The sequence below is a fragment of the Flagellimonas allohymeniacidonis genome, from assembly GCF_004296335.1.
Classification (GTDB): domain Bacteria; phylum Bacteroidota; class Bacteroidia; order Flavobacteriales; family Flavobacteriaceae; genus Flagellimonas; species Flagellimonas allohymeniacidonis.
Map to the genome: position 1 here is coordinate 1,303,366 of NZ_SGIU01000002.1, position 13,019 is coordinate 1,316,384.

The 13,019-nt window shown below is 38.8% G+C and carries 15 protein-coding genes; 1 reads left to right on the forward strand and 14 read right to left on the reverse strand.

The features are described from left to right. Positions 1 to 38: 38 nt before the first annotated feature. The 4 genes from EW142_RS14365 to EW142_RS14380 all read right to left on the reverse strand — a co-directional run bounded on the left by EW142_RS14365 (position 39) and on the right by EW142_RS14380 (position 3,737). Positions 39 to 1,394, reverse strand: coding sequence for a serine hydrolase domain-containing protein (locus EW142_RS14365; protein ID WP_130615007.1), 1,356 nt, complete (start codon positions 1,392 to 1,394; stop codon positions 39 to 41). Between the two features lie 150 nt (positions 1,395 to 1,544). Continuing rightward, complete coding sequence (locus EW142_RS14370; protein WP_130615008.1) at positions 1,545 to 1,946, reverse strand: LPS-assembly lipoprotein LptE; 402 nt, start codon at positions 1,944 to 1,946, stop codon at positions 1,545 to 1,547. An 82-nt stretch (positions 1,947 to 2,028) separates the two neighbouring features. After that, on the reverse strand, positions 2,029 to 2,733 hold the full coding sequence (locus tag EW142_RS14375) for a hypothetical protein (protein ID WP_130615010.1): 705 nt from the start codon (positions 2,731 to 2,733) through the stop codon (positions 2,029 to 2,031). Between the two features lie 392 nt (positions 2,734 to 3,125). Continuing rightward, positions 3,126 to 3,737: a hypothetical protein gene (locus tag EW142_RS14380; protein ID WP_130615012.1), complete on the reverse strand. Its 612-nt coding sequence runs from the start codon at positions 3,735 to 3,737 to the stop codon at positions 3,126 to 3,128. Positions 3,738 to 3,902: 165 nt separating this feature from the next. Between EW142_RS14380 and EW142_RS14385 the strand changes: the two genes are divergently transcribed. Then, complete coding sequence (locus EW142_RS14385; RefSeq protein WP_130615014.1) at positions 3,903 to 4,112, forward strand: hypothetical protein; 210 nt, start codon at positions 3,903 to 3,905, stop codon at positions 4,110 to 4,112. Between the two features lie 70 nt (positions 4,113 to 4,182). Here EW142_RS14385 and EW142_RS14390 read toward each other — a convergent pair whose 3' ends face one another. From EW142_RS14390 to EW142_RS14435, 10 genes are all read right to left on the reverse strand, one after another. Next, positions 4,183 to 4,650, reverse strand: coding sequence for a hypothetical protein (locus EW142_RS14390; RefSeq protein WP_130615016.1), 468 nt, complete (start codon positions 4,648 to 4,650; stop codon positions 4,183 to 4,185). A 112-nt stretch (positions 4,651 to 4,762) separates the two neighbouring features. After that, the gene (locus tag EW142_RS14395; RefSeq protein WP_130615018.1) at positions 4,763 to 5,125 is read right to left on the reverse strand and encodes a hypothetical protein; all 363 of its coding nucleotides are present in this window, start codon (positions 5,123 to 5,125) and stop codon (positions 4,763 to 4,765) included. A 151-nt stretch (positions 5,126 to 5,276) separates the two neighbouring features. Further along, the gene (locus EW142_RS14400) at positions 5,277 to 6,176 is read right to left on the reverse strand and encodes a DUF6892 domain-containing protein (protein WP_130615019.1); all 900 of its coding nucleotides are present in this window, start codon (positions 6,174 to 6,176) and stop codon (positions 5,277 to 5,279) included. Between the two features lie 140 nt (positions 6,177 to 6,316). Next, positions 6,317 to 6,736, reverse strand: a complete 420-nt coding sequence (locus tag EW142_RS14405; RefSeq protein ID WP_130615021.1) for a hypothetical protein — start codon at positions 6,734 to 6,736, stop codon at positions 6,317 to 6,319. A gap of 74 nt (positions 6,737 to 6,810) precedes the next feature. Continuing rightward, the gene (locus EW142_RS14410) at positions 6,811 to 8,112 is read right to left on the reverse strand and encodes a serine hydrolase domain-containing protein (protein WP_130615023.1); all 1,302 of its coding nucleotides are present in this window, start codon (positions 8,110 to 8,112) and stop codon (positions 6,811 to 6,813) included. Between the two features lie 89 nt (positions 8,113 to 8,201). Further along, positions 8,202 to 8,600, reverse strand: coding sequence for an NUDIX hydrolase (locus EW142_RS14415; protein WP_130615025.1), 399 nt, complete (start codon positions 8,598 to 8,600; stop codon positions 8,202 to 8,204). Between the two features lie 84 nt (positions 8,601 to 8,684). Continuing rightward, entirely contained in the window at positions 8,685 to 10,754 is a 2,070-nt protein-coding gene (locus tag EW142_RS14420) for a TonB-dependent receptor family protein (RefSeq protein ID WP_240740223.1), read from the reverse strand. Between the two features lie 4 nt (positions 10,755 to 10,758). Beyond that, the gene (locus EW142_RS14425) at positions 10,759 to 11,865 is read right to left on the reverse strand and encodes a Gfo/Idh/MocA family protein (protein WP_130615029.1); all 1,107 of its coding nucleotides are present in this window, start codon (positions 11,863 to 11,865) and stop codon (positions 10,759 to 10,761) included. A 35-nt stretch (positions 11,866 to 11,900) separates the two neighbouring features. Continuing rightward, positions 11,901 to 12,455, reverse strand: a complete 555-nt coding sequence (locus EW142_RS14430; RefSeq protein WP_130615031.1) for a cysteine hydrolase family protein — start codon at positions 12,453 to 12,455, stop codon at positions 11,901 to 11,903. A gap of 30 nt (positions 12,456 to 12,485) precedes the next feature. Further along, positions 12,486 to 13,004, reverse strand: a complete 519-nt coding sequence (locus EW142_RS14435; protein WP_130615033.1) for a hypothetical protein — start codon at positions 13,002 to 13,004, stop codon at positions 12,486 to 12,488. Positions 13,005 to 13,019: the final 15 nt, after the last annotated feature.

The window sequence follows — 13,019 nt, forward strand, 5'->3', positions numbered from 1 at the left end:
GCAGCAATTAATTATACACGTTGTTGTAGCCAGTGTTTTTAATTCTTCAATCTATTTGCAAAATCGTCATTCCAGATTTCGTCTATAACTTGAATTCTATTTGCACTCAAAAATTGAAATTCCACCGGTTCATCTTTTAAAATGAAGACATTATTACCTTGATATACCATCAAAGCTTCTCCGTAATTGTCCTTTAAATAAATATTGTTGTTTTTTAAATAGATTTCAAGTTCCCCGCCACTTTCGTACTCAAATGTTCCTATAAAGTCTTTGAAGTTATTGGGTAAAGGAGTTGGGGTTGGTCTATGTTGGAATTCATTAATAAAAAACTTGCCAGCAATTTCCTGAGCAAGACCCCAGTAATGAACTTCATCAAATTCTCCTTGACCTAAATTTGAAAGTATAATAATGTCCAATTTAATTTTCGGGATACTTAATATTTCTGTTCCGGTTACTCCATTATGATAGTAATAAGATATGTCATTACGTTCTGGGAGCCACCAGCCAAGTCCATAGCGAAACGAAGTGCCGTTATTCAAACGGGTCTGCGTATACATCTTTCTTTGAAATTTAGGTTTTAGTAGCGTATTGTCGTTAATTGACTTCATCCACTTAATCATATCCTCGATATCGGAATAAATTCCATCACCCACACCAATATCTTCTTGGCCAACTCGCCATATCTTAGCCAATTCTCCATTCTTTAACGTGTACCCCTCCGCCTGATTCATTGTTACCTTTGTTTGGTCCTCAAAAAAGGTGTTATCCATTTCTAGGGGTTCGAAAATTCTCTTTTTAAAGAAACTTCTATGATCATTTTTAGTGATTTGCTCAATTAGGAAAACAGCCAAAGAGTATCCGACGTTGTGGTATCGAAACTGATTACCTGGCTTATCAAGTATTGAGTCCTGTTTCGCAGAATCCCATAGCATCTTTCTCGTTACATGCTTTGGCCATCCATCTCGTTTTAAACTTTTCCACTCTTCTTCCATAGGAGCTAAACCGGCAGTATGCGAAAGAAGTTGATTCAAAGTCAAAGATTTCCATTTCTGGGGTAAGGAATCTAAGTATTTATTAATTGGCACATCAATTTCAATTTTATCATCTTGCTCTAAAAGAAGAATTGCCATAGCAATAAATTGTTTTGTTAGTGACGCCAATGGATAAATTGTATGAACGTTAGCAGGTACTTGATGTTCTACAACACTATATCCATAAGCTTTTTTGTGAATCACTTTTCCATTTTGAATAATGGCAATGGACAACCCAGGTGTCTTCCTTACTTCAATTTCATTTTCAATGAAAACATCGATTGAATCAATGCTTTGACTGTAATTTGTCTGAGCAAAAAAGAGCAAAATAACTAGTGAAATATGATAGAGCTTTTTACTCATTTTTTTATTGGCTACAACGGTCCGGCTATGATTTCGGCTTGGGAAATCCCAACGGGATTTTCCAGCTAAGAAATCCAGCCGTTTTTAAAGTTATGGTTTTTAATCTGTTCCAGGGGAAAGCTGAATTATAGCCCTTGTTGGCAACAGTATTTATTTCAGTTTTATAATAGTCCCAGGTTGCTCAAAAAGTAAAGTATCATTTTTCAGAACCCCATTGTAGAAAAGAGTATCTCCTTTTATTTCCAACACTTCAACTTTTACTCCTCCTGAATTATTAATTAATTGTTCTAACTCGTCCAGTTCACTCAATTCCGTGTCATAAGTCAAAATCCAGTTGCAATCGTCTAAATATTTTATAATTGCATGTGTACTGTCTCCAGCCTTTTCCCATTCAACTTGTCGGCCATTTTTACGAATTATGTTAGAACTAATGGGGTAGATTGAATCTCCGGGAATCAAAAAAGTCCCGTTTTTAAAGTCTGCACATTTCAGGTCCTGTTCACAGGAAGAAAGACTTACCGTTATAAGGGAAAGAATTATTAGTTTTTTCATATTGTTGCCAACGGCCTCGGCTATGAGTAGTTGCTAAGCAATTACTTATAGCCGGTTTTAGCTCTAGTTTTTTATATTTCATTTATAAGAATGGAGTTACAAATATTGAAATCAAGAGGCTCATAAATGCTTCTCCAAAATTTGACAACCAGAAATAGTCAGCAAAGAAGAAAATGCCAAATACCGCAACAACCGATATAAGGTCAACAAGAACTACTTTTTTGTATCGAACCAAATCCAATATGAATAGTGTAATAGCGGGCAGTACTTGAAGTCCCTTATTGAATAGTTGACTATCCTGCAAATTCAAATCAAACGATATTCGAAATACTGCTGCGCTCATCAGCATAACCATCCCACCTAACATAAATCGCTTATGAAGAAAAGCTTTTTTTCTGTAGATAAAGGCTAAAGCAAATAAGATATAACCCGAAGACAATCTAAAAACATTGTGTCCGGCACTATCAATTGTGGTAGTGCCAGCATAAACTTTATAAATGGAAGGGAAAATTCCTGTTGGAATCATTAACATCAAAATGCACAGTCCGAAAATTCCAAACACTTGATGAACTCGAAAATTTTTATTTCGAATAAGAAAAACCTGAACAGCATATAGGAGTGTCCAAATTGTGAAAACAATTCCGTGAATAACAAGGTGATTGGGTAATGGGTCAGGATTCTCAAAATATTTTGAAAGGTAAAAGGAAGGAGCAAAGCCCCAAAATACAGTAATCAAATACCATATTCCAGTTCCCGTAAAAAAGTTGTGTTCTGATCTTGACTTCATTTAAATTAAAGCTAACGGTCTCGGCTATGAGTAGTTGCGTGGTTTAGTAGTTAACTTTGCAAGCCTGTCTGCGGGCAGGCAGGTACACACCATACTGAAAATCCGCCGATGCTCACCATAGCTTTAGCGAAGGCGAGAGGATTTTCGTAAATAGGCGAGATCAAGCAATTAATTTTATACAATGTTGTAGCTAGTTTTTTATTCAGTTAAAAATTTAGTTCGGTCAGAAAATTAAAATTCATTTAGCAAAAATTACGCTTTTTATATAAAATAGAGAGTGGTTTATCTCTGGCGAATGGTGATTCAATCCGTCCATTCACTTACTCTGAACGATTCAACCTAACAATGCAGGCTAATAAAAGAGCATTAGGCGAAATTTTCCACTCTCTTTTTTAAAATTCTACTACACCATATTCACATATTCTTTTTTCAAAGTCCGATAAACTTAATTTCTTGGTTTTAACCAACATAAAAGCATTTACTAAACTTTGGGTTGTCATTAAAGTATATTTACCTGCTTTTGCGTACTTTATTTGGTTTTTTGTAAAAGGTGTTTTCGTCTTTTCTTTAAAGTGCTTGTTATTTTCGTGATTTACCACAAACATTCCTTGACAGTTTTTTCCTTTGCTTTTTTCTACGTCAACATGCTTGGTCATTTGCCTTGTTTTGTCGTCAGATGAATTTTGGTTTACTGTGCCAGTAACTTCTACTAATATTATTTTGTCTGATAGTATTATTCTTAAATCTTCTCTTTTTAATTGTTTTCCAACTTTATGAACTTTTTCAAATCCTATTTCTTTAAATAAGAGTTTTACATTTTCTTCTAATAGGTCGTCATTGGCTTGTGGGTAAACAACCATTCCTAAAAACTTATACTTTTTAGATAATGAGATTAGTCTGCGATTAACCTTATTAATTTTAGATTTTAATTCAATCCGTTCTTTTAATAGGTTCTCTATTTCAGGAATTTTTTTTGTCAATTCAAAATATTCTTCTTTAGTCATTTTTCTCTCCCATACTCTTTATTTTTAAATTAGCTACAACTCTTTTATATCCGCAATTTACCCCATTTTATATGGATAGCCTCTCTATTTAATAAGGGAGCCATTTTTTTGAAACTTGCCGTACATGGCATTAAATACTTTCTAGATTCAGCCTTTCTTTGGTTGATGAAACTCAAACCCTTGACCAAAACCCAAAAGGAACAACTGTCCTATTTGATTGCAGATCGGTATGGCTCCCCAGAAGAGTTGGCCAAAGTCTTGGACCTTAACCTAGAGATGCTCTTTTATATAGAAGAAGATACGTTTGACCGAAAAGATATTCAGAGTGTGGTTTCGGCGCTGCGGACGGTTATTGTCACCCTAAGGCAACCGTAAGGGATAAATGTTTTGCCAACGTTTTGGCCAAACCGAATTTTACTGCCCTTTAGGTTTTGTTTGGCACGTGCTAGTTCGATTTCTCGAAGTTAAACTCATAAACAACCAAACTGTCATTTTCCCTTCCTTTGATCGTTCTCCTATACTTTTGATTTGAAAGAAACTCATATTTTACCTCAAAAGGATTTTTATAATCGTTGTTCTCAAAAATAATTTTGTCTTCTTCCAAGCTAACCGATTTAAAAATCTTAGGGTTGGAGTTTTTGATAACGCTGAACAGGATAATGTCCTCACCAACTTTTTGAATTTGGGTTTGGGCAGCATAAGATGTGTCACTCTGCTCAATATAATATCCCTGTTGTTGCATCCAGCCAAAATCATTGAGGATCCATTCTTCATGCAACTCGCCATCAAAAGCTTTTGCTATCCATTTTCCTTCAAGTTTCGATTTAAGGCCTATATGGTCTTTGATGTTACTGGTCTGGTTGCACGACAGTACTAAAAACAAACATAGTGGGAATAATAGATTTACTTTCATTTATAGAAGATATGAGATAGGCCAGTGCCCAAACGTTTAGCGCATACCATGAACGGGGGAAACTCACCTTAAGGTTATGCAAAATAATTTACATTTCAAGGTAAGTATTTTATTAGTAACCCCTTACCTTCAATTTTTGTTTGTTCATCTTTTTGCTGTTAAAGTAATATCGGGCTTTCTTTGAATTGAGGTTCACCACTATTGAATCAACGGGTCTGATAATTCGCAAGCGTACAACTGGCCCCATGAAGCCTAATCGAACCTGTTCTTTGTTTTTGGGAATTCTTATTGTTGCCTCACCCTCAAAATCTGTATTGAAGCTTTCTCCATTTTTCCAATCCGCTATATAGATGTTGGCTCCTCGTAGTGGCTGATTATCTAATATTAACTTCATTTTAATGGTGTCCAATTCTTCATTCTGGGAACAAGCAATAATTGGCAGGAGATAGAGAATAGTGCATATGGAAATTTTCATAATAAATAATAGGTACAATGGTCTCGGCCATGCGTATTAGCGGATTTATACTCACAAACTTTTCAGTTTTGCACTAACCTTTGTTTTCTGTTTATAGTTTCGTTTTTGGCGATTTAATAGCTATTGCTTCTATACTGTGCTGTTGCCAGTTTTATAACCATTCACATTCAATTCCCATCTTGTTGAATTCATCGATCACATTTTCCTTTGCATAACACAACACGGCCTTTTTTAAGTTTGGAAACTGTTTTGCGTCTTCAGTATTTTCTATATCCCAATAGTCTTCCCAACCCTCGCCGTATCTTAAAAGTTGCAAATAAATATCGTTTCCGCCATCTTGATATATTTCGGTAATATCAGATGTGTATTTTTTGGGTATTGGCAAATCCTTAAAATATTGGGTTACCTCGGGTATTGGCCTATGTCCTTCCTTGTCAATGTCTATTTCCCTTTTATCGTACCACTCTACAAATTCATATAAGTCGAATTTGGGTTTTAAAAGTTCTTTGTTGTACATCAATTCCTGAATAATGGACAGTTTGAAACCAAAATCACTAAATTCAATCTGTTCTTCGGTTAAATCCTTTATTAGATATTTATCTTTTGGGATTTCTTCTTTGTAATCAAAGTTTTTACCGATAGAAATGGAGTAAGGTTCAGTATACCCTTTATAGGTTAATTTGCGGACTTTGTGTTTTTTTAGGTCAAACTCAGCGAAATCGTCATGCGTTACGTTCTTTTTATCAATTGTGATCTGACCGCTAAAAAACCTCGTGGGAAAATGCCTTAGTTCGTGGTTGCTGGAAAGTAGAAAATTCATATTTAATATATTATCCCAAGATCCATAATCTACATATATGCCCAGTTCGTCCCAAACTACTTGCCAAAGCAAATCATATTCTTGTTTTGAAGGCTCTCCAAAAAGGTCTTGGAGTGTATTTAAATGTATTGGGAATGAAACTTTTAAGCCATTGATTTTAATTTGACCCTTACCACATTCTATTAAAATTTGATTTCCAGGCTTTTCTTTCTTTTCAATTGGATTGGACATTTTTATCTATTCGGTCGTTTTAATTGGCTGCAGCATCTCGGCAAAGATTTGCCTGTTTATAAGGTTGAAGTTAACGAATTCCTGCCCACTGGCAGGCCGGGCGGTTATAAATTATAGCCGTTGTTAGGAGCCGTTTTATTTCAGTTAATTTTACTCAGTTTCAACCCAATCTTATTTTCAGTCAGAAACTTTTCAAAGTCTTGTCGGTTATCAAATTCAGTCGTATTTCTTTTTACAGTTTCTGGATCAGGTAAGCTTTCATAATCATTCTTTATTACCCAATATTTAAAAAAATTGTCTTCTGTTCGTTTTCTTCCATTACCTGTTTTTACAATAATCCATTTGTTATTATCTGCAATTTCCAACACAGTCATTGGAACAATTTCAACTCCTAAAGTGGCGCAACTTTCTGTTTGATGAAGAATTCTGCGGTCAACATTATCATATTCGGATAGATAGATGTTATTTCCCAGGTAATTTTCTTTTGCTCCAATACAGCAAGAATTAAGTGAAATAACTAAAATCAGAAAAGTCAATATGTTTTCAGTTCCTTTTTTCATTCAAATTGAGCCCAACGGTCTCCGCTATGCTTTTTGCCATTGGAATTAATTATGGCCATTGTTGTATTTAGTTTTTATTCCAGTTTTTTGCATTCCACTACTTGGTCTTTTATTGAAATCTTGAAGCCTGAAATTTCGTTGTCTTCATTTCTGTAGAATTCATTTTTTGTAAAATCACTACGATTTACGAAAACATCTTTTTCGGTTGGTGTTAGTAGGATTCCATCGCCTTCGTGATTCCATTTTATATAAAGTCCATTTTCTATCAGATAGATACCGAAAGGATATTTAGATAAAGTTTCATAATTTCCTACATACGCTTCCATTTCGTTTACCGACAAGGATTTGTCATCTAGTTTTTCAGGTTCAGCGTAGTCTTTATCCAATAGTATCGCTGAAATATCTTTTGGAGCTATGTTAAAGAATCCAGAACTTATGTTCGAGACAAAAATGACATAAAGGTTTTGCTCTGGATAAATTGATACATAAGAGGTAAATCCATTGACTAAGCCGCTTTGCGAAATAATTTTATTGCCAAAATTTTCCTGTACTCCCCAGCCGTAAGGATATTCTAAGCTATCTAAGTTTATAACTTCATTCGATGAAATAGATTTAGCCCATTTGAGCAAGTCTTGAGCTGTTGAGTAATTTGAACCCGAACCTATTAAAGAGTGATATACATTTTCTGATACTTCCATTGGACCTGAAGGCGTCACACGATGTCCTAAAGCAACCTTTTTGGGGATATCATAGGGATAGACACCTGAATATTCCATTTTCAATTTATCGAAAAAAGTATTTTCAATAAATTCATTGTATGGTTGTTGTGTAATAACTTCAACCAAATAGGCTAAAATTGAATAACCTTCATTACTGTAAGCGTCGTCAGTTCCAGGTTCGAACAAAAATTCCTTACCCTTAAGAGAATTAATTTGGTCGACAAGTTTGGTACCAGGACTAATTTTATCAAATCTTGGAACCCCAGAAGTATGTCGTAACAATTGCTTTATGGTAACTTTCTTATCAGAGAATATGGAAGCATAATTGTTGACGTCGTCATCGAAATTAAGTTTGCCATCTTGAACCAATTTTACGATAGCTGCTGCGCAGATGGATTTTGATATAGAGCCAACCATAAATTGATTATTGCTTTTCAATCTTTGGCCATCTTCAAAAGACCTGAACCCAATAGTTTTCTCATATAATTCCACATCATTATTGGCAATCAATACAACACCGCTAAAATCGCCATTCTCGAAGTGCGCTTTAAAATAATTGTCTAATTTTTTGAACGTTGAATCAGAAAGGGTTGTTTTTTTTTGCGCATTACAATTTATAGCTATGAATAATAGTATTGCGGTTAAAAATTTGTTCATTTCTGATGTTCTTCTAAAATCAAACACAACGGTATCGGCTATGGTTTTTAAACATTGGTATTAATTATAGCCATGGCAAGCAATAGTTTTTATTCCAATTCTCCATTTTCTTTGAGGTATCCAAATATTTTTTTGTCCACCTCTGATATTATTTCCAAATCCTTGTAATTTAACCATCTAATTTCTTCAATTTCACTGGTCGGTTTCAATATTCCGTCATATTTGGCTTTATAGCAGGTCATTTTAACCATGACTCCATCTTTGGCTCCGTCAGATTGCGCCCTGAATGTCCCTACGTATTCAATCGTATTTTTGTCAATTTGGACATTCAACTCCTCCGCAATTTCTCTAATCAAAGTCTGTTGGTCCGTTTCTCCTAATTCTCTTTTTCCGCCTGGAATGTAATATTTTGTTTTCCCCTTTGATTTGGTACTTAAAATATGTCCATTTTTTGTTTCGATAAACGCTATTTTGTCAACTTCAGTCATTTTTAGTAAGTTTTTCGGAAATGCACAACAACATTAGTATCTATAAACCTACCCAAAACCTCAGGCATATCCAAAAAGGCAATACTACAAACGGTACGTCAAGCGAACCCCGCCATAATAATTAAGGTCGTTGCCTGGGTAAAAATAGCGAGGCTCACTGCCGCCAAAGCCCACGGCGTTGATCAATACCGATTGCGCAAAACGGGAGTTGAAGACATTGTTCACTCCAAAATTTAGCCCCAAAGTAAAGCGGTTGCCAATAGGGGTGCGGTAGTTTAAACGGGCATTAAAAACGTTGAAGGCTTCACTGCGCAAGGTGTTGGCATCGGTCAAAGAGATCTCGTCCACATACTGATGGGTAAGGCTCAACCGAAAGCCTGCCGTATGCGCCACATCCACCCCCGAATTAATACGATTCTTAGGCACTCCGGTCAATGGGTTGCCCGAAAAATCGTCGTCCCCATCCACAAAATCCACAAAGCTGTGGTCGTTCAGGGTGTAACTTACGTAGGGGGTCAGCAGCATTTCTTTAGAAATGGCCCAGCGGTATTTCACATCCAGCTCCAAGCCCTGATGCCTTGTTTCCCCGGCATTTCTGCCAATAAATTGGTCTTCGCCCACCCGTTGAGCCACCAAAAGGTTGTTGATGTCCATGCGGTAGAGGGTGGCTTGCAGCAATAGCCTTTTTCTAAAGATGCGAACTTGCCCACCCAGTTCGTAACTGGTTCCGGTTTCTTGGGCAATATCGGGGTTGATAATACCATCTGGCGTCAAGGTCTCCTCCAAACTGGGGTTGGAAAACCCACGGCTCAAATTGGCATACAGCCGTCCGTTGGTAAACGAATACGAAAGTCCCAAACTAGGCAAAAAGATGGCGTCGAAATTCCGTTCCGCTGAGGTGTTGGCATCCCCTGTGTTGAACAGATCCCGAAAATCATATTCGGTCTGGTTGAAATTAAGACCGGCTTGCACCGAGAATTGGGTGGTGATGGGATAAGTAAAAGTGCCAAAAAGGTTCAACTGCGTTCGAAACTCCTTGTTTTCGCTGATTTGGTCGCCTCTAAGGCTGCCATTGCCATTGTTGTCCCGAAAGAGATTGCGAAAGATGCCCCATTCGTATTCATCCTTGTATATTTCCCCTCCCAAAACATATTCGGCTTTCCCCAATTTCCCCTCAAACATACTTCGAAAACCAAACCCATTGGTGATTTCCTCCAAAATATTGAAGGGTCTCTGTTCATCATGATCTAGATAGGTGTAAAAAATACTGGTGGTGTTTTTCAATTGGTCCGAAAGCTGATAGTTGTGGTATAGTCCGGCCAAGGTGTATCGGTTGGCCTCAAACCCCCGTGCTGCCAACCAATTGGCCGCTGCCCTGCGCGGGTCCTCTCGAAAATCGGTCTCGCCCAACGAGCTGGGTATCTGGGCCGTGTAATCAATATAATTGATGACTACCCCCAAGGTGCTTTTGGCACTCAGGGCAACATTCGAATTAAGCAGAACTCCATCCCGGCTAAAGCGATTGTTCTGCCGGAAACCGTCTGTCTCCAAATGGTTATAACTTACTTTAATGCCAAATCCTTTCTCTTGATGACTGAAGGAGACATTGTTTTTGAACATGTTGAAAGAACCCGCCGTAAAATTGTTGACCAATCGGGTACGGCCCTCTTGCGCCAATTTGGTATTCAAAAGGATTGCCCCTCCCAAGTTGGTGCCATATGCGGTTCCTTTTGGGCCCTTTATAACTTCGAGGGAGCCCAAATTTTCCAAATCAAAGGCTTCAATGGTAGAAAAGCCAGTACCATTGGTGACCGGAATTCCGTTGAAATACAATCGGAGTTTGTCCGTCCCAAAGGGGGTTCTTGCCCCAACTCCCCTGATGGTAATGCGATTGGTGTTCAGAGCACCCGAAAGCACATAAACCCCCGAAATTTGATTGATGGCCGAAGGCACATCCACCGGATTGAAACGCTCAAAAGTGGCGGTTCCCACCGTGGACGAGGGTGTAATACCAATCGCTTTTTTGGGAATGACCTCTTCGGTCAGAATCACCTCGTCAAGTCGGGTGAGGGTATCATTTTTTACTAGTTGTCCCCATAAACCAAAGGAACAGAAAAGAATGAGGCCGGTAAGAAGTTTGATGAGGTTGGGCAACACGCTATTTTTTCAAGGTGATGGTTTTCCCTTTTCGTGCACTTTCCCGAGCGGCATCCAAGATTTCCATAACAATCATATTGTTTTCCAAAGAGGATAGATCATAAGGGGCAAGTTGTAGCTTTCCCTGTACCACTGCCGCAAGTAAAGAAAAAGGGTCGTTCAGGGGACTTTCGCGCTCCGGGAGTTCCATTTTTTCTTCAGAAAAACCGTCGTAGCCCTCCGCAATACGAATCCGAAATTGATTGCGATTATCGGCGTACACCGCTCCGGTTAGTCCATAAATTTCCATATCCTTTCGCCCTATGGGCCAGTTCCACGAGGCCTCGATAATGGCTTGGGCCGTATCATAGGTCAACAAAATAGTTGCATCATCATCCACCTTGGGATTGTTTTCGGCTTGTAGTTGTTGTGTTACCGCTGTAACCGTGTTGGGTCGTTTACCTTGAAGTAACCAAGTCATTAAGTTGGCACCGTAACATCCAAAATCGGTAATCGCACCCCCTCCGTTGTCTTTGGGGTCCAATAGCCAGTCCAGAAACTCTTGATTGATGCCCAATTTGGCCGGACCTTTATGTCCATCCCGAACAATCACCTTACGCACCTCTCCAATTTTACCTTCATCCAAAATCGCTTTGGCCTTGTGGTTAGTTGGGTACCAGGTGGTTTCATAGTTCGTCAACAAATGGATGTTGTGTTTTTCGGCCAGGGCCTTCATTTTTTTTGCATGATCCATACTCACGGCCAAGGGCTTTTCCACCATCACATGGATGCCTTTTGGAGCACAGGTCTGCACCACCCCTAGGTGGTCATAAATGGTTCCAAATGCGGTCACGGCTTCCGGTTGGGTGGCGGCAAGCATTTCCTCCAAGGAATCATAGACCAAATCCATTGAAAACCCATGCTGTTCCGAATAGCGTTGGGCCAAATCGCGATTGGGCTCGGCAATGCCCACGATTTCAATATCGCCGATATCCTCGCGACCCAATATCCAATGCACATGGGTATGGGTGAGGCCGGCGACCCCAATCTTTAATGGATTTTCTTGAGAAAGTAGCGATGCATGGACCATAGTAAAGCAAAGAAAAAATAAGAGTGTGTACCGAAGCATAGGGGTAACTTAAAACTATGGACTAAAAATAAGAACTAAATGGCAAGCGCCTTCAACAAAGTTTCAGTATTGACGATATGGGCGAATTCGTCCTTTAAATTGGCCATGGCAATTTGGTGAACCAATTCGGCTTCCAACGGCTCCCCGTGAATTCCCTTTTTATTGAATGAAGCAGTTGCATCAGAAACCAAAGTAGTTTTAAACCCAAGATTGGCGGCCATGCGCGTAGACGTGGATATGCAATGCTCGGTGGTCAAACCAACAATGACCACATCGGTTATCCCCTGTTTCTTGAGCTGATGTTCCAAATCCGTCCCAATAAAAGCGCTGTTCACTTCCTTCGGAAATACAGGTTCCCCGTTTTGGGGTTCCAGGCCGCTTTGAAAAGCGTGGGTCTCCTTTGAAGGATGTAAGGGCGAATCCAGATTTGTAGAGCAGTGCTGTATATGAAAAACAGGCCATCCCTTTTTTCGGAAGGCCTCCAGGATTTTTTGGCTTTGGGCTTCTGCATTGGGATTATTGCGTTCCTCGCCATAAAACCCCAATTCTTGTAAGCCTTTTTGAATGTCGATTAGAAGCAGTGCGGTCATAAGTATTGAAATCTGACCTAAAAGTAGCGATTAGAATCGAAAACCTACCGATACGCCTCCCCTATAAATAAAGGTGTCTTGGAAATCTTCGGGATTGATATTCCTTCCGAACCCTCCAAAGATTTCCAGAGTAAATTTTTCACTGCGCGTGGCCCATTTATTTCCCAATCCCAATCCCAAAGCAACAGTACTGTAGTCATTGTCTCGAAGCCCAAGGTCGGGGTCCTGAAATTCGTCTTCACCCGTATAATAGAGTCCAAAAGCTTCCGCAAAAAAACCGCTTCGAGGCTGGTAGCCAAAATAGGCCCTGAAATTTGGGCCAATTCCAAAATTGCCATTAAAATCGGTGCCGTCGTTATCAAAGTAAACCGTAGCCCCCACACTCGTATCCTCACTAAGATAATATTCGTAGGAACCTTCCACGGTTGTAGTGGCCAAAAATAGGCCGATGTTGAACTTTAGTTCATTATCATTACTGAAACGGGGATAGGCTTGACCCATGACCATAGATCCAGAAAAAAGAAAAGTAAGTATCAGAAGCTTTCTCATAATCGTGGTTTTGTT

Bases quoted from the DNA above. Each gene is read 5' to 3' on its own strand.
- EW142_RS14415 (WP_130615025.1), bottom strand. From the start codon at position 8,600: ATGACTGAAGTTGACAAAATAGCGTTTATCGAAACAAAAAATGGACAT.
- EW142_RS14390 (WP_130615016.1), bottom strand. From the start codon at position 4,650: ATGAAAGTAAATCTATTATTCCCACTATGTTTGTTTTTAGTACTGTCG.
- EW142_RS14410 (WP_130615023.1), bottom strand. From the start codon at position 8,112: ATGAACAAATTTTTAACCGCAATACTATTATTCATAGCTATAAATTGT.
- EW142_RS14370 (WP_130615008.1), bottom strand. From the start codon at position 1,946: ATGAAAAAACTAATAATTCTTTCCCTTATAACGGTAAGTCTTTCTTCC.
- EW142_RS14380 (WP_130615012.1), bottom strand. From the start codon at position 3,737: ATGACTAAAGAAGAATATTTTGAATTGACAAAAAAAATTCCTGAAATA.
- EW142_RS14425 (WP_130615029.1), bottom strand. From the start codon at position 11,865: ATGCTTCGGTACACACTCTTATTTTTTCTTTGCTTTACTATGGTCCAT.
- EW142_RS14375 (WP_130615010.1), bottom strand. From the start codon at position 2,733: ATGAAGTCAAGATCAGAACACAACTTTTTTACGGGAACTGGAATATGG.
- EW142_RS14395 (WP_130615018.1), bottom strand. From the start codon at position 5,125: ATGAAAATTTCCATATGCACTATTCTCTATCTCCTGCCAATTATTGCT.
- EW142_RS14385 (WP_130615014.1), top strand. From the start codon at position 3,903: ATGAAACTCAAACCCTTGACCAAAACCCAAAAGGAACAACTGTCCTAT.
- EW142_RS14400 (WP_130615019.1), bottom strand. From the start codon at position 6,176: ATGTCCAATCCAATTGAAAAGAAAGAAAAGCCTGGAAATCAAATTTTA.
- EW142_RS14365 (WP_130615007.1), bottom strand. From the start codon at position 1,394: ATGAGTAAAAAGCTCTATCATATTTCACTAGTTATTTTGCTCTTTTTT.
- EW142_RS14405 (WP_130615021.1), bottom strand. From the start codon at position 6,736: ATGAAAAAAGGAACTGAAAACATATTGACTTTTCTGATTTTAGTTATT.
- EW142_RS14435 (WP_130615033.1), bottom strand. From the start codon at position 13,004: ATGAGAAAGCTTCTGATACTTACTTTTCTTTTTTCTGGATCTATGGTC.
- EW142_RS14430 (WP_130615031.1), bottom strand. From the start codon at position 12,455: ATGACCGCACTGCTTCTAATCGACATTCAAAAAGGCTTACAAGAATTG.